The organism is Idiomarina sp. HB, assembly GCF_048059115.1.
GTDB classification, from domain to species: Bacteria; Pseudomonadota; Gammaproteobacteria; order Enterobacterales; family Alteromonadaceae; genus Idiomarina; species Idiomarina abyssalis.
The window spans coordinates 709,205-728,148 of sequence record NZ_JAYLVU010000001.1 but is presented as its reverse complement, the minus strand read 5'-3'; the positions used below and the strand labels follow the sequence as shown (position 1 = coordinate 728,148).

Sequence of the window (18,944 nt, the reverse complement as noted above, 5' to 3'; positions counted from 1 at the left end):
TTTTAACAGTTAACATCCCCCGGAAGTTGGCGCTGACGCTGCTGTTATGGCGGGCATAATCACGGCCACCATAACCGCGGCTTCAATTGCCTGGACAGCTTCTTTAGCGGCTTTAGACACAAGTTCACCATTTTCCAGCTGCTTAATGCGTTGTTTGCGGTCTTTCAGCTCTTGCTTACTGAACACCTGTGGCAGTAGCTTGGCGCTATTGGCTAAGGCAACGGCAATAGCAATTTTCGGTTCAATATCTTCGCTATCACTGAGTACTGCATCTCGCATGGCCTGACGCAACTCCTGCTCTGGTTGCGGGTTTACTTCGGGGTAAACCTGGCGCTCGAACAGCCACAACACTTTCTCTTTTTCATGAGACACAATGCCGTCATCAGCTAATGCTTGTGCAACTTTATGTTTCAGGTTCTTAATGCCGCCGAGTTTTTGCACCCAGTCCTTGAGTTTACGCGGACGTTTGGCTTCAGCGATCATCGTTAAAGCTTCATCTAACAACGCATCGCCAGTAGGGCTGTCATCGAGCACGGCGACTTTGTTTTTATTGTCTTCATCGGTCTTTATCCGGCCTAACATTAGCAACTCAGCGGCTATGGCTCCAGCGGTGGCATATTCCACGTACATGCCGTTCATGGTGCCTTTTTCCTCACAGAATGCGAGCAGCATAATGGCTTCGTAGAGTTTTAATTTCTCTGGCATGACGCACCCGTCTTTTTAGGTTTTTCGATCATTTAGTATTGATGATATCAGATACGCTCTCAACAACACTTTTTAGTTGTGATCCCAAAATTACTCTTTATGGCAGTGGAATAAACTCCGCAGCATCTCCTGGCACGTCAGGAAACTCCTGCTGTTGCCAGCGCTGTTTGGCCGCATCAATCAATGCTTGATCGGTTGCCACAAAGTTCCACTCCATGAAGCGAGGACCAAGCGAGGCCCCACCTACCAACACAAAGCGAGTGTTAGCCTGTGCGGTCACCTTTATACCTTGCTCTTCATTGAATATCGCCATGTGGTGATCTGCCAAAGTAAAGTTTTCTATTTTCAGGCTACCTGCGACGACATAAAGTGCAAGCTCTTCAACCTTGGGAAGCTCGAAACTTATGCCCTCGTTTAAATTCACTTCAACGTACAGGGTCTCAGAAAATGTTTTCACCGGAGAACGTTCGCCAAACGCCTCGCCAATAAGTACTTTTACGCGCGCACCATCAAACTTCACCGTAGGCAGGCTGTCGCTATCGTAATGATGAAAACTGGGCTCACATTGTTCATGGGCTTGCGGCAGTGCTAACCATAATTGCAAACCATGAGTGCTGTGAGGGTGTTTTGTAATTTTCTCGAGTTGCCGCTCTGAGTGAACAATGCCATGACCAGCAACCATTAAGTTTATGTCACCCGGTTGCACCGCGACATCCGTGCCTAGCGAGTCTTTATGCTGAATTTCACCCTCAAACAAATAAGTAACCGTAGCCAGCCCAATGTGTGGGTGAGGGCGCACGTTAATACCGTCACCAGCGGCAAACTCAGCAGGACCCATATGATCAAAGAACACCCAGGGACCGACCGATTTCATGCCTACCGAAGGTAATATGCGCTTTACCGTAAAACCGCCCAAGTCACGCGATTTAGGGCTAATGACGCGCTTAAGCGCATTGCACCCCGAGACAATTTGGCATTCACTTTCTAACGCTTTGGCTAAGTTACTCATTTTCGGGCTCTCCGTTTATGATTTAACTTTAGCAGAGTCTTCCAAGGTGCGCTGTTCAATTGGCTGGCCAATGAGTTTTTCAATGGCCTGCAGAAAGGGCGCGTCCTCGTCTGTAACTAACGATATAGCATGACCCGTTTGGCCGGCGCGACCTGTGCGACCAATGCGGTGTATGTAGTCTTCCGCGACGTGGGGTAGGTCGTAGTTAATCACGTACGGCAGCTTTTCAATATCAATGCCACGTGAGGCTATGTCAGTGGCGATAAGCACCTGCACTTTGGCACTTTTAAAGCCAGCCAACGCTTTAGTACGGGCGCCCTGACTTTTAGCGCTGTGAATAGCGGCGGCTGAGAAGCCGGCTTTATCCAGCTGTTTGACTAATCGATTAGCCCCTTGCTTGGTGCGTGAGAACAGAAGTACTTGGGATAAGTCGAGGTTTTTCAGAAGTTTTAATAACAGCCCCAGCTTTTGGCTTTTTTGTACCTCATACAAAGTTTGTTCAATAGGCTCGGCAGTGGCGTTGGGTAGTGCCACCGAAATTTCGACCGGGCTTTTCAGTAAGCCTTTAGCCAGCGCACGAATGTCGTTAGAGAAGGTTGCCGAGAACAGAAGCGTTTGGCGCTTAGCCGGAAGTAACTTAATAATTTTCTTAATGTCGTTAATAAAGCCCATGTCGAGCATTCGGTCGGCTTCATCCAGCACCAGAACTTCTAACTTAGGAAAGCGAACCGCGTTTTGTTTGCATAAGTCCAGCAGGCGGCCCGGTGTTGCCACCAGAATATCCACGCCTTTGCGAAGCTTCATCATTTGCGGGTTAATTTTTACACCACCAAACGCCACCGCGTAATTCAATGGCAGACCCGCGCTTAAGTTCGCAACGTTTTCACCGACCTGAGCCGCCAACTCGCGAGTGGGCGTTAAAATAAGCGCACGCGCTGTGTTTGCTTTGGCGCGGTCGTTACCTTTCAGAAGCTCTAAAATAGGCGCCGTAAAGGCCGTTGTCTTTCCCGTACCCGTTTGCGCTGCGGCCATGACATCTTTCCCTGCAAGCACCAACGGAATTGCCTGCGCCTGAATAGGTGTAGGTTCGCTGTACCCCTGACGTGAAAGGGCAGTAAGGGTTTCAGGGGAAAGTGCGAGATCAGAAAAGTTCATGTGGTCGTGTGTGGTTTTATGGTGTTTAGGGCGAGTATTGTACGTTAGATGTGATGTGTTTGGTACGGGGGAACGGCTTGTTATTAGTGGCTCGCTGATTCAACTGCTGGTGGTGATGCTTTGCGCATATCGGTCGGCGGAGTTGCTCGATTTAGTATTGCCTTATGGGGTTAACTCTTTTATCGTCATAGATATAACAAAAAATTAAAGTCTCATATTGCGCATTAATAAGAGCGAAAGTGAGCATGCTCGAATAGTTTTTCGGGAAAGTTTGAATTAATGGTGAAAATAGTAACTGTTATCAGTTGTTTAAGACGGTTTAGAGTGCTGTTTTTGAGCGCTATAAATGCGCATGCGCAGTATATAAATGTTAAATGTCAGCCAGAGACGAGGTTGGAAATGGTATTCAATCATATCAATGGAGTTGTAGCCGAGGCTCAGTTCTCTCCTTGTGGCCGCTACAGATATCGATTGACGATTGATCGAGAAGATTCGACTGGGGACCGCAGCGTATCTGTCATTATGCAGAATCCGAGCGTCGCCAATTCTGAAGTTGCAGACAGATCTGTCCAATTTCTGGAAAATCTGATTTTCAACAAGGACTATGACGAGTTCAAAGGTGTCAAACGCATAATCGTCGTTAACCAGTTCGCTTTGATTCAAACGAATGATTTTGAAGGCGTTGACGATCACATTGGCATCGAAAATGACCGCCATATAGAAAATGCTCTCAATGAGTCTGATATTGTTCTTATTGCCTGGGGCGCCGGAAACCCTTATCTAGAACGGCAGCAAGCCATCAATTCGATGCTTACACAACATAGCGGGAAGAGGCTTCTGAAGACTAAAAAGCACCCGTCCCGTGGCTCATATAAAGATTTCGTCGAGCCACTCAACATTTAACAATTCGCGTAAGGCGGACGTCCCTGACGGGCCGCCGCTTCGCTCCGCGTTATGTGGTCTTAGGAATTCAAGTATGACGATAAATCTTAAAGAAGTTGACGGTGCGCCCATACAAGTTAAACACAAAGCTAGATGCCACTGCGGCATCTTAGAGCTTGAACTTAGTCTGCCAGATGGTCTTGTAGACGTGCGTCGTTGCGATTGCTCCATGTGCCGCAGGAGAGGGGCTGTCGTTGCCTCCGTGCCTTTGTCAGGAATCAAGGTCGTCAAAGGAGCAGAAGCGCTGAAGCTATATCAGTTCAACACAAAGACAGCAAAGCACTATTTCTGCTCCAACTGTGGAATTTATACACATCATCAGCGGCGTTCCAATCCGACCCAATATGGGGTTAATGTGGGCTGCCTGGAGGGCATAAATCCACTAAAGATCGAGGGGATTCCAACCTATGATGGTGTTAATCACCCCGCAGATCGTGGATAGCTCACATAACAAACGCGTTAAAGGCAACGCTCGTAACTCGCGTGTTTTACGCGGGCGTTATGTGCTAATCAGTATTTAAAGGGATTATCATGAGAAAAGTAATGTTTCTAGCCGCTATAGCAGCCTTCTCGGTGAATGCTGAATTTATTCATCCTTTACAGTTTGATGGCTCAAAAGCGCAACAAAACGAAGTAATTAGTTATATCCAAAACCGCGTCAAAAAAGATTACTGTGACACTGTCGATATGTGCCAGGAAACTATGTTGCGAATGATGGAGAAGGAAAATTTGGATGCATTTAAGCGGCTAACTAATGCGAAAAATCCAGATATTCTAGACCGTGCTATACATGATTATTGTGGAACAATTGATATGTGTACTTATCAAATGATTGAAATGATGTATAACGAAAACTTAAATGCATCTAAGCATGAGTTGTCATGGTAATACGCACATAACAAAGCGCTTAAGTCTGATTCGTAAACGCGTGCCAATTTCGCTTCGCTCAAATTATGGCACGCTTTCACTCGCAGCTTAGCGCGGCGTTAGCTGGTAAGGATCACGAGAGGCCATATGGACATAATTTCTGGTATTAGCACGTCGATCACCTTGGCTAGAAGGCTGCGTGAAATCTCAAAGAACATCGAAGATGCTGAGTTTAAGAATCTACTCGCAGACCTATCGAGTGAGTTGGCAGATGTGAAACTGGAAGCGGCCTCGCTCAAAGACCAGATCGCAGCGCTAAAGGAAGAAAATGCTTTGTTAAAGCAAACCGCATCTCCTTCAGACGAAAAGCCTACGGGGAGAAAGTGGGGCTGCTATCAATTCGAGGGGGATACGACTCTTTACTGCCCTGCTTGCTGGGACTCTAAACGAAGAAAATCATCGACTACTCGCATCAACACAAAATTCCGCCACTGCCCTGTGTGCAATGCCCCAATTGGCAGCTAACCAGGCGCTTAAGTACGTTCCCGGCCTGACGGCCGTCCACCGGACGCCCCTGACGGGCCGCCGCTTAGCTTCGCGTTAAGAACAAGAAAAACAATATTATGGCATCAGGCACATCAAATAAATTAACAGGGCAGGTCGGCGAACATCTGGTGTCGGCAGTACTGGGTACGTTAGGTTACTACGCTTCTCCGTACTCTGGAAATGTGCCTGGGTTTGATGTTACAGCCGTGCATTCCGAGTCATTAAAGTCGTTTCCTGTTCAGGTTAAAGCAAGTACTAGGGGAGCTCTGGTTCAGTCCACAATCGATAAGTGGTGTAATCACAGTATTGATAAGAATAATCGTCAAACACTGGGCGAATTGACACCTCTCAAGCACCCTGATTTGATATGGATTTTGGTGCGGTTGCCTGACTCAGGGGTCAGTGGAGCTAGATTCTTTATCTGTACTGAGCGTGACATACAGAAAAAAATTGTCGATAGGTACGTGGCTTTCATGGAAAAGCACGACTACCGCCGCCCTGGAGGCGGGGCTTCACCGCAAGCGATACTCAATATCAAAGACGTTGCTGAGTTTGAGAATAACTGGGAAATGCTTTCGGGTTACCAATAACCATTGCTATAAAAGGGCTTCCATGAAAGTAGTCTGTGAAACTGAACGTTTAATTGTCCGGCAGTTTGCGTTAAGCGATGCTCCTTTTATTGTCCGCTTACTCAACGACGACTTATTTATCCGGTACATCGGCGATAAAAACGTTCGTACGCAAGAAGACGCAATTAATTATCTTGAAACAGGTCCTATGGCTAGCTATAAGAAGCACGGCTTCGGTCTTAACTTGGTTTGCCTAAAATAAACGCACACAAAAATTGGCATGTGCGGCTTATTGAAACGAGACGAATTGGAAAGTCCGGATTTAGGCTACGCTTTTTTACCAGAATACAGCGGCAAAGGTTATGCGAGAGAGGCTGCGGGAAATACCTTAAAAACCGTTATGAGAACCTGTTCACTCGATACGATCGTTGCTGTCACTCTTCCCGACAACTTTAGATCAAATAAGCTGCTGGAAACTATTGGTTTCAGCTTCAAAGAGACAATAGAACTGTATGGGGCGCAGAATAACCTTTATGAATTTAAAAGCTTAGGTGCTCTTTGCTGAGGAAACGATGTCTGTCTTTCGACTCACAGGTGTGAGTTAACAGAGTTGAAACTTTTCTTCAGGTTCACAGTCAGATTCTTCCTAAATAAACATTTTATTAACATTAATAACTAATAAACTAGGATGAACTGTGAAGAAATTAAAAGCACTCTTGATTGCTATAACACTCAGCGTTGTTACCGGTTGTAGCAGTATCCCTCTCAGTACCATGATTAAGTTAATGAACTTAAACCCTTTAGAGGCAGATCCTAATCAAATCGTTGTTGCCGTGAAATCTCCTGACGAGGTAGATGTAAGAGATGGAGATGTGGTGATTGACTTTAGTTTTAGAACAGGCAACCCAGATACTAGCTTCAGCTATAGTTATCCTGTGATTGTTGACTCAAGCTATGTAATACCTGTAACACTAAAAAATGAGCTTGAGAAAGACGAGCAGTTTACGGTGATGCGTTTATCTGAAAAGGACGCTCAATTAATGAAGCAAGGACAGGAAGTGATTCGCAAATATCGTAGTGCACATGAGGAGGGTGGGGCTGGTAGCATCAATGTAAGATTGTTATCGGCATGCCAAAGCAAGGAACTCACATGGGGTAATTCCGAATTAGATGTTTATTTGAAAGTTGATCAGACTGATGAATTTTTATTGTTCTTAGAGGACATAGATCTTAGCGAGTTAGATATTAATAAAAACTGTTGAGTCTGTGGTGAGCGCTCATGGATGAGCTCGCAGCGTCTCCAAACTCAGATCATTTGTTTTGCTCCCCCTCCAACTCTGGTTGTACCACCAACACTTTCAAGTCTACAATGCTGTTAACTATTCGTTGGGAGCGGGCATTATGGACTTTTCCTACAGTGCGAAAACAAAGGACTATTTGGCGCGGCTAGATGCGTTTATGCGCGAGCATATTGAGCCGTATGAAAACCAGTATCAGAAAGAGAATTATCGGCTGAACAGCACGCCTAACTGGCGTGAGTGGCAGGTGCCACCACGGGTGGCTGAGCTTAAGCAGTTAGCCAAAGAGCAGGGGCTTTGGAACTTGTTTTTGCCGGACGAAGAACTGGGTGCTGGTTTAAGCACGCTGGAATATGCGCCATTAGCTGAGCGCATGGGTCGCAGTCTGCTAGCGCCCGAGGTGTTCAACTGTAACGCTCCCGACACCGGCAATATGGAAGTGCTGTATCATTTTGGTGATGATCCGCAGCAAGAGCAGTGGTTAACACCGCTTCTAAATGGCAACATTCGCTCGGTATTTTGTATGACAGAGCCCGATGTCGCGTCCTCCGATGCTACCAATATGCAAACCACCATTAAGGCCGATGGCTCCGACTGGGTTATTAATGGCCGCAAGTGGTGGAGTACGGGGCTGGGACACCCTGACGCTGAAATTGCCATTGTTATGGGGCTTACTGATGAAGACGCTGAAAAGCATCATCGACATTCTATGGTGTTGGTGCCGTTAAACACTCCGGGCGTTAACATAGAGCGCATGCTGCCGGCGTTAGGCGAGTACGACGCGCCTTATGGTCATGGCGAGGTGGTGTTCGACAACGTGCGCGTCCCGAAAGAGAACATTATTGTTGGCCCCGGTGCGGGTTTTAAAATTGCGCAGGGGCGTTTAGGGCCGGGGCGTATTCACCATTGTATGCGGGCTATTGGCGCGGCAGAGCGGGCGCTGGAGCTTTTCATTGAGCGTGGCGTGTCGCGCATTGCCTTTGGTGAACCCTTAATGAAACTTGGCGGCAACACCGAGCGTTTAGCCGATTTACGCGTGGCGATTGATCAAGCGCGCTTGCTGACTCTGCACGCGGCCTGGCAAATCGACAACATTGGCGCCATGAAAGCCATTAAAGAAATATCGGCCATTAAGCTGGTGGCACCGAATGTGCTGCAAAAAGTGGTGGATGAAACCATGCAGCTGTTTGGTGGCGCTTCTATGTGTCACGACACACCGTTACCGGGGCTACTGACGGTAGCCCGTTCATTACGTATTGCCGATGGACCCGATGCGGTTCACCGTGCGACTATTGCAAAAAACGAATTAAAACAATGGAAAGGGCGCACCAATGACTGATCCTTCATCCGCCGTAGTTGACCAGGCGAGTGACGTACGCGAAGAAGAAACCTTACCAATTGAGGCATTAGATAACTGGTTGGCAGAGCATATTGGTGATGAGCTGCCTAAAGACCGGGGTACGCTACGCATTACTCAGTATACCGGTGGTGTGTCTAACTGGACTTACCGATTAGATTACAACGGTCTGGCTTTGGTTTTGCGCCGCCCGCCAGATGGCACAAAGGCCAAGTCAGCCCACGACATGGGTCGTGAGTTCCGCCTGCAAAAACGACTGAGACCAGAGTTTCCACACGTACCCAGAATGTTGGCGTATTGCCGTGACGAGTCGGTTATTGGTGCTGAGTTTTATGTTATGGAGCACATTACCGGTATTATCCCGCGTCGGAAGTTTCCAAAAGGGCTGGACTTAAGTTCTGAACAGGCTCGGCAGCTATGTACGAATGCACTGGATAAACTGATAAAGCTGCACCAGGTAGATTTAGACAGCACTGGCCTACGCAAAATTGCAAAAGGTAAAGGCTATACTGACAGGCAGGTGAATGGTTGGTGTGGCCGTTACGAAAAAGCAAAAACCTGGAATGTGTTCGGTGCGGGTTCGGTCATGCGCTGGTTGCAGGAAAATAAGCCTGAAAATGAAACCATTTGTCTTGTTCATAATGACTTTAGGCTGGACAACCTGATACTCAACCCGGAAGACCCAACTGACATTATCGGTATTCTGGACTGGGAGCTGGCGACCTTAGGCAACCCGTTAATGGACTTAGGTAACTCGCTGGCGTACTGGATAGAAGCAGGCGATGACAAAGTGGCGCGCGCAACTAAACGCCAACCCAGCGACTATCCGGGCATGCTAACGCGCAAAGAAATTATCGATTACTACTGTGAGCGCACCGGCACCAAGGTGGAAGACTTTGCCTTTTATGAAGTGTTTGGCTTATTCCGTTTGGCAGTTATAGCCCAGCAAATTTATTACCGGTATCACCATAAGCAAACCAATAACAAAGCCTTTAAGAACTTTTGGTTCCTGGTGAATTATTTGCTGTGGCGCTGCCGTCGCCGTATCGCTAAAGCTTAACGAATTATAATAAAAAAAGAGAGCTCAACAATGCCGCAAGAACGGAAGACCATTTTAATTACGGGTGCCAGCTCCGGCTTAGGGCAGGGCATGGCGCGCGAATTTGCTGCAGAAGGCAAAAACTTATGTCTGTGCGCCCGCCGTTTAGATCGCTTAGAAGCGCTAAAAACCGAGCTGGAAGACAAGCACTCAGGCATAACTGTCAGCATTAAAACGCTGGACGTAAATGCTCACGAAGACGTATTCCGTGTGTTTCAGGAATTTAAACAAGAGCAGGGGCACATTGACCGCTTTATTATTAATGCGGGCATGGGCAAAGGCGCGGCGTTAGGTACGGGCTACTTTGAGGCCAATAAAGCCACGGCGGAAACGAATTTTGTGGCGGCGCTGGCGCAATGTGAAGCGGCTATGGAAATTCTGCGCGAGCAAAAAGGCGGGCATTTAGTGACTATTTCGTCCATGAGTGCTTTCCGTGGTATGCCACGGGCTATGACGGTGTATGCAGCAACCAAGGCTGGTTTGGCGTCGTTAACCGAGGGTATTCGTGCAGACTTAATGAAAACCTACGGCAGCAACAGCCCAATTAAAGTGTCGACCATTTATCCGGGCTACATTCGCTCTGAAATTAATGAAAAAGTGAAAAATACGCCTTTTATGGTGGATACCGAGACAGGTTGCCGACTGCTGGCGAAGGCCATTAATAAAGAGCCGGTAAAAGCGTACGTCCCTTACTGGCCCTGGGCATTAATGGCGTTCCTAATGAAACGCCTGCCGCTCAAGTGGGTGTTAAAGCTGGCTTAATCCGAGCCAGCGTTTTACTCAGAGCCAGGGCACACGGCGTCGCCACGGGTAGAAACCTGAACCGACAGAGATTGGCTGACGCCTTGTGCATCGTTAAACAGAAATACCGGTTCGACTAAAAACATGTCACCGCGTTTTCCGTCGTGGTTTATCTCGAGTTTATGATCAGCCAATTCCAGTTTAATGCAGCCGTCGTGTTCGGTGGTCATAATGCGTTGCCATTTATCCGGCTGCGGCTCGTGTAACCAAATTTCATAACCTTTCCATTGCGTGTTTTTACCACGCTCACACCAGTAGCTATGAGCTTCTAAAGAACCGTCGTCGGTTGTTACTATTTGCTGTATTTCACAGTCTTCCTCGTGCGGAAGGTCAGGTTGCATGGTGGTCTTCTGATAAATAACAGCGCTACCAAGAATGACGATAACAGTAATAATAATAGCGCTCACGCCGAGCAGAATTTGCTTTAACATATGGCTCCAGAACCTGATACAGTATAAGTTCTTAGTATAAAGACAATAAATATAAGAACAATGACTTGGGGGAAGTATGTGGCAACGTGTTTTGGCATTACTGATTCTTATTGCAGGCCTGTTAATGGCTGTTTTGGGTGTGGTAAGTGACAACGATACTAATGTCAGGCTGTCGGGTGCGGTCCTGATGCTGATAGGTATTATCTGGCTTTATAAGCAGCCGACTTTAAAGTCGCTTAACCGCACCGATAAGCCAACGTTAAAATGGTATCAGTCTCCAATTCTCTGGGTTCCGATTATCGCGATTATCCTTTTTATTATCAGTCTGTTTATGTAGGAATCTAAGTAATGAATATAGCAAAACGAATTGTTATTTTAGCAGGTGCAGTCGGCTTATTTTTCTATACTGCAGAGCAGGAAGAACTGATTACATTGATTGCGAACTTTGATCTGAGTTGGTACAAGTTAGGCGTTCCTATTGCCTGGGGGCTTGTCCTTGGTGGGCTGGGAGCCTTACTTCGATTGCGCTCGCTTATCTCATGGATGGGGCCGGTAACCTTGGTTGCCAGCGCCATAACGACTATGGGACTCATTGGTGCAATCGCCGTATTTGCTAAACACCAGTTGATAGTACTAAGTTTACCGCCATTACAGCTAGCTTCTGTTGGTATTGGTTTGTACTTGTTTGGTGTGGGGTTAACCAAGCTAATGGGTGATATTGAAGCCAGAAAGTCTGAAAAAGGTAAGGAATGAGCCGTCAAATTACACTAAACAGTGATATTGGAGAAAGTTTTGGTGCCTGGACAATGGGGGCAGATGATTTGATCATGCCCCACATTGACTGCGCCAATGTGGCTTGTGGTTTTCATGCGTCAGACCCCCTGACCATGCTAAAAACGGTTAAGCTGGCAAAACAGCATAATGTGACCATAGGAGCGCACCCGGCGTATCCTGATCTTGTTGGTTTCGGGCGACGCCACATGAAGTTAAAACCCGACGAAGTGACGGCATTAATTCAATACCAGGTCGGCGCTCTGCAGGGCATTTGCGCCGGACAGAAAACTGAAGTGAGTTACGTGAAGCCGCACGGAGCACTTTATAATGACATGCTGAGCGACGGGCAGCAGTTTGATGCGGTCTGCGAAGCTATCGCTGCATTGCAGGACGACCGCCATGAACCTTTACCGTTAATGGTTATGGCAACCCCTGAAAACGATGCCTGGCGCCACCGTGCACAAAAATTTAATGTCGAATTATGGTTTGAAGGCTTTGCTGACCGGGCTTATGACGACAACGGGCAACTGCGCTCACGAAGCAATTCTGATGCCGTGCATGGTGATACGGAAACCATGTATGCTCAAGCTGAGGCATTTGCTAACGGTCGTGCTATTGAGAGTGTATCTGGTAAGTCGTTGCAAATTGAAATCGATTCTCTTTGTGTTCACGGGGATAATCCAAAGGCGATAGAAACAGTGGAGAAACTGCGGGATATCGTCCGAAAAGCTTATGACTAACTCTGCGACTAAAGAGTCTAACTTTCCAAAACTGGTTTCTGCCGGTGCCGATGCCGTTATCGTCTACTTAGGCGAGGGCATCAGTGTTTCGGTTAACCAACAGGTTCTTGCAGCGGTTAAAGCGGTAGAAGAACAACTGTCGGACGTGGTGCTGGACTTAGTGCCGTCTTATAACTCTTTAATGGTGTATTACGATGTTCTGCGCACCGATGAGCCGGAAATACGCGAACGCCTGCGTAAAACCCTAAGCGATTTAACCAGCGATGACCAAGAACTGACCGGCAAGCATCATCGTATTCCGGTTTATTATGACGAAAGCGTCGGGCCGGATTTAGCCCGCATTGCAGAGACAAACAATTGTTCAGTGGATGATGTGATCAAAGCCCATACTGAGCAAACCTATCGTGTGTACGCTATGGGCTTTGCGCCGGGGTTTGCTTACCTGGGTGAGGTTAACGAGAAGATCAGAACGCCCCGTTTAGATAACCCCCGAAAACGTATTACCGCAGGCAGCGTTGCTATTGCCGAAAGCCAGACCGCAGTTTATCCGTCATCGTCTCCCGGCGGTTGGAACATTATTGGCCGCACTTCAACGCAATTGTATGACCCGTCCTCCGGGACCATCAGCCCACTGAATGTGGGTGATGAAGTGGAGTTTTACTCGGTCAGCAAAGAGCAGTTTGTTGATGACGGCGGCGACACGGAGGCTTTGTCATGATGCGTATTATTGAGCCGGGCATGCGCGCAGCCATTCAGGATTTTGGACGCTTTGGCTATTTGTCGAAAGGCCTGACCCGGGGCGGACCGATGGATGAACATGCGTTTTTATGGGCAAACCGGCTACTGAATAATGATTTTAATGCCGCACAAATAGAAGTCACTTTGGGTGGCTTTGAAGCAGAGTTTGACTGTGATTGTCAGTGTGCTGTAACCGGCGCTGGTGTTGAATTGACACTGGACGGCGAAACGCTAAACAACTGGCAGAACTTTAAGGTACGTGCTGGTCAGCGGCTAAAAATGGGTTACGCTACGGCGGGTGTTCGCGCGTATTTAGCGGTGCAGGGCGGGTTTCAGGTTGAACCTAAGTGGGGCAGCTGTGCAACCGTTACCCGTGATGCAGTGGGTGGTTTGTATGGAGATGGCTCTCCTTTAAAAGCGGGCGATGAGATTAGTTTTAATCAGCAAGAATTGCAGATGTCTCGCCGTGTTGGCTGGGCTTACCGGCCGAATTATGAAAAGACACCGGTTATTGGCTTAATACCGGGCTTTCAGTACGAGGCTTTTCCCATGTCTGCAAGAGAAGCTTTCTGCTACGAAGATTATGAAGTCACTAAAGACAGCGACCGTATGGGCATTCGTTTGTCTGGTAAAGCCTTAGATTATGACGGTGAGGGGCTGGTATCTGAAGGTGTGAATGTGGGGTCTGTACAGGTGCCGGCGAATGGCCAGCCTATTATTATGATGCACGACAGGCAGACCTTAGGGGGCTACCCCAAACTGGGCACCATTAACCCGTTCGATTTAGGTCGGCTGGCGCAATGCCAACCGGGTCAGACCGTTCGTTTTACCCGCATTGAGGGTAAAGTTGCACAGCAGCAACTGCGCCGTTTTTATCAGTTTTTTAATGTTCGCTTAACTTGTCAGGCAGGCGATAACCTGCGATCATAACCGCTTCATTTTATCCGGTGTTGATTTTGTAGCGGAGACAAAAGGTTCATGGCTGATACTGATTCACGTCCCAGTAATTTTATTCGTCAAATCATTGATAAAGATTTGGCCAGTGGTAAGCACTCTACCGTACATACCCGTTTTCCTCCGGAACCTAATGGTTACCTGCATATTGGCCATGCCAAATCGATAGTGCTGAATTTCGGTATTGCCGAAGACTATAACGGCACCTGTAACCTGCGTTTTGATGACACCAACCCACTGAAAGAAAAAGTGGACTATGTGAACTCCATAAAAAAAGACGTGGAGTGGCTGGGTTATGACTGGGAAGGCGAGCCGCGTTATTCCTCTAACTACTTTGATCAGCTGCACGCGTTTGCAGTTGAGCTCATTGAAAAAGGCCTGGCCTACGTTGATTTCAGTTCGCAGGATAAAATGCGCGAAATGCGCGGTACCCTGAAAGAGCCGGGTGTGAACAGCCCTTACCGTGATACTTCTGTGGAAGAGAATTTAAAGCACTTCGCTGACATGACAGCAGGTAAGCACGAAGAAGGCACCGCGGCATTACGGGCAAAAATTGATATGAGCTCGCCGTTTATGTGTATGCGCGATCCGGTTATTTACCGTGTGCGTTTTGTGCATCATCACCAGACGGGTGATAAATGGTGCGTTTACCCAATGTACGACTTCACTCACTGTATTTCAGATGCGCTGGAGGGCATTACACACTCGCTGTGTACGCTTGAGTTCCAGGATAACCGTCGCTTGTACGACTGGGTACTGGATAACATCAGCATAGACTGTCACCCGCAGCAAATTGAATTCTCGCGTCTTAACCTGCAATACACGGTGATGAGTAAGCGCATTATCAATACGCTGGTAGAAGAAAATAAAGTGACCGGGTGGGACGATCCGCGTGTTGCCAGTATTGCTGGTTTGCGCCGCAGAGGTTACACGCCGGACTCAATACGTGAGTTCTGTCGTCGCATTGGTGTGACCAAAATGGATAATCAGGTAGAGATGAGCATGCTGGAAGCCTGCATTCGTGACGACCTGAACGCCAATGCACCACGCGCAATGGCTGTTATGGATCCGGTGAAGATTGTTATTGAAAACTACCCTGAGGGTGAGCAAGAGTTGCTGGATGCGCCAAACCATCCGAATGACCCTGAAATGGGCTCGCGTCAGGTAACCTTTAGCCGCGAGATTTGGATTGAGCGGGAAGACTTCCGTGAATCGGCGAATAAAAAGTTCAAGCGTCTGGTGCTGGATAAAGAAGTGCGCTTACGCAATGCCTATGTTATTCGCGCGGATCGCGTTGAAACAGACGATAACGGTGAAATTCAGACTATTTACTGCCACTACGACGCTGAGACCTTAGGCAAGGACCCTGCGGACGGCCGTAAGGTAAAAGGGGTTATTCATTGGGTTTCGGCAGAAACAGCGAAAGAAGCAGAGTTCCGCGTGTATGACCGTTTATTCCAGGTACCTAACCCGGCTGCAGAGGAAGACTTATTCTCGACGCTGAACCCTGAGTCTCTGGTTATCAAGAAGGGCTTTGTGGAAGCTAACTTAGCGAATGCAAAACTGGGCGAGAACTTCCAGTTTGAGCGCCTGGGCTACTACTGCCTGGATCAGGATGCTGATACAGAAGCTCGTTTGATATTCAACCAGACGGTTGGACTACGTGACAGCTGGGCTAAAATAGAACAGCAGCAAGCTACTGAATCGTAAACTGGTCCAGTAGCTTAGCGCCGTATAAACGCGAGGGGGTGTAAAAGCCCCCTGACTGTTTCTGGCTTAAGGTATGAATGGCTAACTCAACTGCGCCTTCGGCGGTTAGCGAATAGCCATTTTTCACTTTTACCCGCATACTTTTCTTATTACCTTTGCCATCGGTAATTTCACCCCAAACGTAAGTCGGGTTGTTCTTCCGTTCTTTTTCTTCAGGGCCTGCAGGCTGAGACTCCAGCTTCTTCTTCAGCTTAGCCTGAACCCATTTCCAGTTAAATACCCAACGGAACCAGTTCATCCGGCGCATTTTCTTCACTAAGCGTGGGCTGGCCGGTATGTACACTTCAATATTGGGAATTTCTGTCGTGTAGTAGGCGGTAGAGACATCGCCCCAGGGAATGGTCATGGCACACTTCTCACCATTACCAAAATCTATCCAGCGAGAATGCCAGGCGTGCGGAACATCGGTAATTTGTCCGTTAATGCGGGCTGCACCTCCACGACCTAAACGCTCGATACTGGTTTTGGCTGTGCCCCGGCTCATACGTGAACCGGAGTCAAAGCCTAAAGCCAGATGCTCGGCTTCCGGCATTTGGGCATTTAGCCTTGCGGCAATGCAATCTGTTGGAATAACGTCAAACCCAACACCAGGACAAATAACAATACCGGCCTCGCGCGCGGCTTTGTCCATGGAGTGAGCGTATTCAAATACGTCTATCTCGCCGGTAATATCTAAATAATGAGTTTTGGTATCGATACAGGCTTGAATAAGAGGGGCCGCTGTTTGACTAAACGGACCAGCGCAATTAATGACAAGATCAACATCTTCTAATTGCTTTTTCACTTCATCGATATTGTCGAGCGAAAAGGCTTTGTATTGAAAGTTCAGATGTCGGGCAACTGGCTCAAGGGAGTCTTCGTTACGGCCGGCTAAAATGGGTTGATAACCGCGCTTTTTTGCCTGATGAGCAATGAGTTTGCCCGAGTAACCGTATGCCCCGTAAATGAGCCAGCGCAGAGCCATTAGTCTGCCTCAGCAGCAGCTTTGTATTCGCAGCTTTCGCCACGCTGACATTCGCCGTACAAATAAAGGCTGTGGTTTGTTAGCTTAATTTTATTGGCTGCGGCAACTTTGTCCTGACGTTCTTCAATAACGTCGTCTTCAAACTCAAAGACGTGCCCGCAGGTTAAACACACCAAATGATCATGATGATGTTTTGCGCTTAATTCAAATACCGAACGACCACCTTCAAAGTGGTGGCGAGTAATAATACCAGCGTCATCAAACTGGTTTAGTACCCTATATACGGTAGCCAGGCCAATTTCATCTTTTTGTTCCAGCAGAATTTTATAGACGTCTTCAGCACTGATGTGTTGGTTTTCTGGTTGTTTTAAAATCTCCAGAATTTTCATCCGTGGGGAAGTGACTTTGAGTCCTGCTTTTTTTAGCTGTTCGTCGTTACTCGCCATAATGATTCGTATCTCAGTTAAACATGTACAACAGCATACCCTGTATTAGCTGTCACTTGCCAGTTCTGCCAGACACATTTCTTCATAAACCTGCTGGCACCATTTGCTAACACGCTCTTTAGTGAGCTCTGGTTGACGGTCTTCGTCAATACCCAGGCCGACAAAGTGATCATCATCTGCCATGCCTTTAGAGGCTTCGAAGTTATAACCTTCTGTCGGCCAGTGCCCGACAATGATGCCGCCACGTGCTTCGACAATATCGCGTACCATGCCCATAGCGTCCAGGAAGTATTCGGCGTAGTCTTCCTGATCACCACAGCCAAAAATAGCAATGAGCTTGTCGGTGAAGTCTATTTCTTCAAGTTCGGGGAAAAAATCGTCCCAATCGCACTGAGCTTCGCCGTAGTACCACGTCGGAATACCGAACAGTAGTAGGTCATAACTGGCAATATCTTCTTTACTGGATTTAGCGACGTCTTTAACGTCGACAAGTTTTTTACCCAGTTCTTTCTGAATCATCTGAGCGACGGCTTCGGTGTTACCGGTGTCGCTTCCAAAGAAAATTCCAACAGTTGCCATAAATCAATTTTCACCTGGTTATACGAACAAACAATACTGAATGGATTGCCATTCAGCGGCGTAAATTATCAATTGGGTTAAACTCCGGACTCCCAGAGCACCTGAATAATACCTTTAGCAATAAAACCAAAACAGCCAAGAAACAGTACTGCCCACACAATTATTTGGCCGAACTTGGGTACCGCTGAGCGTTTTAACACATCACGAATGGCTAAGCCTATGAGTAAGAATAGTATGGCCAGTGTGAAATTAGTGGCCAGAACTTCAATTTGTTCGTAATACTCAGCTAACATACTGCTTAACCTCGCTGATGTGTAACGCCTGAACTGTTTTTTTAACGGCGCCTAGATTACCATAAAGCGCCGCCGCTGGCGAGATTACTGAGCCAGAAACTCAAGCACGAGCCGGTTGAATATTCGGGGCTTCTCGGCGTGCAGCCAGTGACCTGCGTCTTCTATTATTTTTACTGAAGCATTGCTAAAGCGCGAGTTAACCTCTTGTTGGTGCTTTTCTGTCAGGTAGTTTGAGTTACCGCCTTTGATAAAAAGTACAGGGCCTTCGTATTGGCCTTTACTGACAGCCGCTGAAATTTGCTCGTAATTTTGTTTTAACCCTTCGAGATTAAGGCGCCATTGATAGCCGTCGTCGGTCTTTTTTAAGTTTTTTAGTAAAAACTGACGCACGCCTTTTTCTGAAATTTTATCGGCTAACTGCTTGTCCGCGTCGCTGCGACTTTTTACCTGACTTAAATCCAGCCCTGACAGTGCATCCATGATGCTGTCGTGAGTTCCGTCATAAGCGGCGGGGGATATGTCTGCGAATATGGCCGCTTTGACCCTTTCCGGCGCCTCCATGCAGACTTCCATAGCGATTTTGCCACCCATGGAGTGCCCCAGTACAGCAAACTGCTCAATATCTAAGGCATCGGCCAGTTTAATAATATCATCTGCCAGGGCCGGGTAAGTCATGGTGTCACTGTGAAACGAGTCACCGTGGTTACGAGCATCCGGTAATATACAGAAGTAATCTTCGGACAGTTCGCGGGCGATACTTTTTAAATTGTCTTTGTCGCCAAACAGGCCATGAATAATGATGACAGCCGGATTGCTTTCGGTGCCAAGTGTTTCGTGATTCAACAATGAAGAGTCTGCCATCGAACGGCCTTTAGTGATAAACTTTGGTCTATATTTTCAAGGCTTT

At 47.5% G+C, this 18,944-nt stretch carries 26 protein-coding genes; 17 read left to right on the top strand and 9 right to left on the bottom strand.

Annotated features, from left to right (window positions below):
- Positions 1-9 precede the first annotated feature (9 nt).
- The 3 genes from VBY75_RS03675 to VBY75_RS03665 all read right to left on the bottom strand — a co-directional run bounded on the left by VBY75_RS03675 (position 10) and on the right by VBY75_RS03665 (position 2,869).
- Positions 10-705 carry a GOLPH3/VPS74 family protein gene (locus tag VBY75_RS03675; RefSeq protein ID WP_416511089.1) on the bottom strand — a complete coding sequence of 232 codons (696 nt, stop codon included), beginning with the start codon at positions 703-705 and terminating at the stop codon, positions 10-12.
- A gap of 97 nt (positions 706-802) precedes the next feature.
- Complete coding sequence (locus VBY75_RS03670; RefSeq protein WP_416511087.1) at positions 803-1,714, bottom strand: pirin family protein; 912 nt, start codon at positions 1,712-1,714, stop codon at positions 803-805.
- Between the two features lie 15 nt (positions 1,715-1,729).
- The gene (locus VBY75_RS03665; RefSeq protein ID WP_416511085.1) at positions 1,730-2,869 is read right to left on the bottom strand and encodes a DEAD/DEAH box helicase; all 1,140 of its coding nucleotides are present in this window, start codon (positions 2,867-2,869) and stop codon (positions 1,730-1,732) included.
- A gap of 399 nt (positions 2,870-3,268) precedes the next feature.
- On the opposite strand from VBY75_RS03665, the gene VBY75_RS03660 reads away from it, so the two are divergent.
- The 11 genes from VBY75_RS03660 to VBY75_RS03610 all read left to right on the top strand — a co-directional run bounded on the left by VBY75_RS03660 (position 3,269) and on the right by VBY75_RS03610 (position 10,309).
- Complete coding sequence (locus VBY75_RS03660) at positions 3,269-3,772, top strand: DUF1643 domain-containing protein (protein WP_416511083.1); 504 nt, start codon at positions 3,269-3,271, stop codon at positions 3,770-3,772.
- A 73-nt stretch (positions 3,773-3,845) separates the two neighbouring features.
- Positions 3,846-4,253: a GFA family protein gene (locus VBY75_RS03655; RefSeq protein ID WP_416511081.1), complete on the top strand. Its 408-nt coding sequence runs from the start codon at positions 3,846-3,848 to the stop codon at positions 4,251-4,253.
- Positions 4,254-4,342: 89 nt separating this feature from the next.
- Positions 4,343-4,699 (top strand): hypothetical protein, encoded by a 357-nt coding sequence (locus VBY75_RS03650; protein ID WP_416511079.1) that lies wholly within the window; start codon positions 4,343-4,345, stop codon positions 4,697-4,699.
- 126 nt (positions 4,700-4,825) lie between these two features.
- Complete coding sequence (locus tag VBY75_RS03645; protein ID WP_052503239.1) at positions 4,826-5,203, top strand: hypothetical protein; 378 nt, start codon at positions 4,826-4,828, stop codon at positions 5,201-5,203.
- Positions 5,204-5,301: 98 nt separating this feature from the next.
- Positions 5,302-5,814, top strand: coding sequence for a hypothetical protein (locus VBY75_RS03640; RefSeq protein WP_416511077.1), 513 nt, complete (start codon positions 5,302-5,304; stop codon positions 5,812-5,814).
- Between the two features lie 22 nt (positions 5,815-5,836).
- Positions 5,837-6,055, top strand: coding sequence for a GNAT family N-acetyltransferase (locus VBY75_RS03635; protein ID WP_416511075.1), 219 nt, complete (start codon positions 5,837-5,839; stop codon positions 6,053-6,055).
- 18 nt (positions 6,056-6,073) lie between these two features.
- Positions 6,074-6,358 (top strand): GNAT family N-acetyltransferase, encoded by a 285-nt coding sequence (locus VBY75_RS03630; RefSeq protein WP_416511073.1) that lies wholly within the window; start codon positions 6,074-6,076, stop codon positions 6,356-6,358.
- Positions 6,359-6,488: 130 nt separating this feature from the next.
- Positions 6,489-7,055, top strand: a complete 567-nt coding sequence (locus VBY75_RS03625; protein WP_416511071.1) for a hypothetical protein — start codon at positions 6,489-6,491, stop codon at positions 7,053-7,055.
- Positions 7,056-7,194: 139 nt separating this feature from the next.
- Positions 7,195-8,430, top strand: coding sequence for an acyl-CoA dehydrogenase family protein (locus VBY75_RS03620; protein ID WP_416511069.1), 1,236 nt, complete (start codon positions 7,195-7,197; stop codon positions 8,428-8,430).
- Positions 8,423-9,508, top strand: coding sequence for a phosphotransferase family protein (locus tag VBY75_RS03615; RefSeq protein WP_416511067.1), 1,086 nt, complete (start codon positions 8,423-8,425; stop codon positions 9,506-9,508). Before VBY75_RS03620 ends, VBY75_RS03615 begins: the two co-directional genes overlap by 8 nt.
- Before the next feature lie 30 nt (positions 9,509-9,538).
- Positions 9,539-10,309 carry an SDR family oxidoreductase gene (locus VBY75_RS03610; RefSeq protein ID WP_271331458.1) on the top strand — a complete coding sequence of 257 codons (771 nt, stop codon included), beginning with the start codon at positions 9,539-9,541 and terminating at the stop codon, positions 10,307-10,309.
- Between the two features lie 14 nt (positions 10,310-10,323).
- On the opposite strand, the gene VBY75_RS03605 is transcribed toward VBY75_RS03610, so the two are convergent.
- Positions 10,324-10,779, bottom strand: a complete 456-nt coding sequence (locus VBY75_RS03605; protein ID WP_278355991.1) for a hypothetical protein — start codon at positions 10,777-10,779, stop codon at positions 10,324-10,326.
- A gap of 76 nt (positions 10,780-10,855) precedes the next feature.
- Between VBY75_RS03605 and VBY75_RS03600 the strand changes: the two genes are divergently transcribed.
- The 6 genes from VBY75_RS03600 to glnS are packed head-to-tail and all read left to right on the top strand — an operon-like array spanning position 10,856 to position 15,695.
- Complete coding sequence (locus VBY75_RS03600; protein WP_224797524.1) at positions 10,856-11,116, top strand: hypothetical protein; 261 nt, start codon at positions 10,856-10,858, stop codon at positions 11,114-11,116.
- Positions 11,117-11,127: 11 nt separating this feature from the next.
- Positions 11,128-11,532, top strand: a complete 405-nt coding sequence (locus tag VBY75_RS03595; RefSeq protein ID WP_054487419.1) for a hypothetical protein — start codon at positions 11,128-11,130, stop codon at positions 11,530-11,532.
- On the top strand, positions 11,529-12,293 hold the full coding sequence (locus tag VBY75_RS03590) for a 5-oxoprolinase subunit PxpA (protein WP_054487420.1): 765 nt from the start codon (positions 11,529-11,531) through the stop codon (positions 12,291-12,293). The genes VBY75_RS03595 and VBY75_RS03590 overlap by 4 nt, the downstream gene beginning before the upstream one ends.
- Positions 12,286-13,011, top strand: coding sequence for a 5-oxoprolinase subunit PxpB (pxpB, locus tag VBY75_RS03585; RefSeq protein ID WP_416511063.1), 726 nt, complete (start codon positions 12,286-12,288; stop codon positions 13,009-13,011). The genes VBY75_RS03590 and pxpB overlap by 8 nt, the downstream gene beginning before the upstream one ends.
- Positions 13,008-13,961 carry a biotin-dependent carboxyltransferase family protein gene (locus tag VBY75_RS03580; protein ID WP_416511061.1) on the top strand — a complete coding sequence of 318 codons (954 nt, stop codon included), beginning with the start codon at positions 13,008-13,010 and terminating at the stop codon, positions 13,959-13,961. Before pxpB ends, VBY75_RS03580 begins: the two co-directional genes overlap by 4 nt.
- Before the next feature lie 48 nt (positions 13,962-14,009).
- Entirely contained in the window at positions 14,010-15,695 is a 1,686-nt protein-coding gene (gene glnS / locus VBY75_RS03575; protein ID WP_222236866.1) for a glutamine--tRNA ligase, read from the top strand.
- Here the strand turns inward: glnS and VBY75_RS03570 are convergent.
- From VBY75_RS03570 to VBY75_RS03550, 5 genes are all read right to left on the bottom strand, one after another.
- Positions 15,682-16,719 carry a saccharopine dehydrogenase family protein gene (locus VBY75_RS03570; protein WP_416511059.1) on the bottom strand — a complete coding sequence of 346 codons (1,038 nt, stop codon included), beginning with the start codon at positions 16,717-16,719 and terminating at the stop codon, positions 15,682-15,684. The genes glnS and VBY75_RS03570 overlap by 14 nt on opposite strands.
- On the bottom strand, positions 16,719-17,165 hold the full coding sequence (fur, locus tag VBY75_RS03565; RefSeq protein ID WP_054487431.1) for a ferric iron uptake transcriptional regulator: 447 nt from the start codon (positions 17,163-17,165) through the stop codon (positions 16,719-16,721). The genes VBY75_RS03570 and fur overlap by 1 nt, the downstream gene beginning before the upstream one ends.
- Before the next feature lie 45 nt (positions 17,166-17,210).
- Complete coding sequence (gene fldA / locus VBY75_RS03560; protein ID WP_199494639.1) at positions 17,211-17,744, bottom strand: flavodoxin FldA; 534 nt, start codon at positions 17,742-17,744, stop codon at positions 17,211-17,213.
- Positions 17,745-17,821: 77 nt separating this feature from the next.
- A complete protein-coding gene (locus VBY75_RS03555) occupies positions 17,822-18,037 on the bottom strand; it encodes a DUF2788 domain-containing protein (RefSeq protein ID WP_054487434.1) in 216 nt (71 codons plus the stop codon).
- A gap of 84 nt (positions 18,038-18,121) precedes the next feature.
- The gene (locus tag VBY75_RS03550; RefSeq protein ID WP_054487436.1) at positions 18,122-18,898 is read right to left on the bottom strand and encodes an alpha/beta fold hydrolase; all 777 of its coding nucleotides are present in this window, start codon (positions 18,896-18,898) and stop codon (positions 18,122-18,124) included.
- Positions 18,899-18,944 lie beyond the last annotated feature (46 nt).

Bases quoted from the DNA above. Each gene is read 5' to 3' on its own strand.
- VBY75_RS03675 (WP_416511089.1), bottom strand. From the start codon at position 705: ATGCCAGAGAAATTAAAACTCTACGAAGCCATTATGCTGCTCGCATTC.
- VBY75_RS03670 (WP_416511087.1), bottom strand. From the start codon at position 1,714: ATGAGTAACTTAGCCAAAGCGTTAGAAAGTGAATGCCAAATTGTCTCG.
- VBY75_RS03665 (WP_416511085.1), bottom strand. From the start codon at position 2,869: ATGAACTTTTCTGATCTCGCACTTTCCCCTGAAACCCTTACTGCCCTT.
- VBY75_RS03660 (WP_416511083.1), top strand. From the start codon at position 3,269: ATGGTATTCAATCATATCAATGGAGTTGTAGCCGAGGCTCAGTTCTCT.
- VBY75_RS03655 (WP_416511081.1), top strand. From the start codon at position 3,846: ATGACGATAAATCTTAAAGAAGTTGACGGTGCGCCCATACAAGTTAAA.
- VBY75_RS03650 (WP_416511079.1), top strand. From the start codon at position 4,343: ATGAGAAAAGTAATGTTTCTAGCCGCTATAGCAGCCTTCTCGGTGAAT.
- VBY75_RS03645 (WP_052503239.1), top strand. From the start codon at position 4,826: ATGGACATAATTTCTGGTATTAGCACGTCGATCACCTTGGCTAGAAGG.
- VBY75_RS03640 (WP_416511077.1), top strand. From the start codon at position 5,302: ATGGCATCAGGCACATCAAATAAATTAACAGGGCAGGTCGGCGAACAT.
- VBY75_RS03635 (WP_416511075.1), top strand. From the start codon at position 5,837: ATGAAAGTAGTCTGTGAAACTGAACGTTTAATTGTCCGGCAGTTTGCG.
- VBY75_RS03630 (WP_416511073.1), top strand. From the start codon at position 6,074: ATGTGCGGCTTATTGAAACGAGACGAATTGGAAAGTCCGGATTTAGGC.
- VBY75_RS03620 (WP_416511069.1), top strand. From the start codon at position 7,195: ATGGACTTTTCCTACAGTGCGAAAACAAAGGACTATTTGGCGCGGCTA.
- VBY75_RS03615 (WP_416511067.1), top strand. From the start codon at position 8,423: ATGACTGATCCTTCATCCGCCGTAGTTGACCAGGCGAGTGACGTACGC.
- VBY75_RS03610 (WP_271331458.1), top strand. From the start codon at position 9,539: ATGCCGCAAGAACGGAAGACCATTTTAATTACGGGTGCCAGCTCCGGC.
- VBY75_RS03605 (WP_278355991.1), bottom strand. From the start codon at position 10,779: ATGTTAAAGCAAATTCTGCTCGGCGTGAGCGCTATTATTATTACTGTT.
- VBY75_RS03600 (WP_224797524.1), top strand. From the start codon at position 10,856: ATGTGGCAACGTGTTTTGGCATTACTGATTCTTATTGCAGGCCTGTTA.
- VBY75_RS03595 (WP_054487419.1), top strand. From the start codon at position 11,128: ATGAATATAGCAAAACGAATTGTTATTTTAGCAGGTGCAGTCGGCTTA.
- VBY75_RS03590 (WP_054487420.1), top strand. From the start codon at position 11,529: ATGAGCCGTCAAATTACACTAAACAGTGATATTGGAGAAAGTTTTGGT.
- pxpB (WP_416511063.1), top strand. From the start codon at position 12,286: ATGACTAACTCTGCGACTAAAGAGTCTAACTTTCCAAAACTGGTTTCT.
- VBY75_RS03580 (WP_416511061.1), top strand. From the start codon at position 13,008: ATGATGCGTATTATTGAGCCGGGCATGCGCGCAGCCATTCAGGATTTT.
- glnS (WP_222236866.1), top strand. From the start codon at position 14,010: ATGGCTGATACTGATTCACGTCCCAGTAATTTTATTCGTCAAATCATT.
- VBY75_RS03570 (WP_416511059.1), bottom strand. From the start codon at position 16,719: ATGGCTCTGCGCTGGCTCATTTACGGGGCATACGGTTACTCGGGCAAA.
- fur (WP_054487431.1), bottom strand. From the start codon at position 17,165: ATGGCGAGTAACGACGAACAGCTAAAAAAAGCAGGACTCAAAGTCACT.
- fldA (WP_199494639.1), bottom strand. From the start codon at position 17,744: ATGGCAACTGTTGGAATTTTCTTTGGAAGCGACACCGGTAACACCGAA.
- VBY75_RS03555 (WP_054487434.1), bottom strand. From the start codon at position 18,037: ATGTTAGCTGAGTATTACGAACAAATTGAAGTTCTGGCCACTAATTTC.
- VBY75_RS03550 (WP_054487436.1), bottom strand. From the start codon at position 18,898: ATGGCAGACTCTTCATTGTTGAATCACGAAACACTTGGCACCGAAAGC.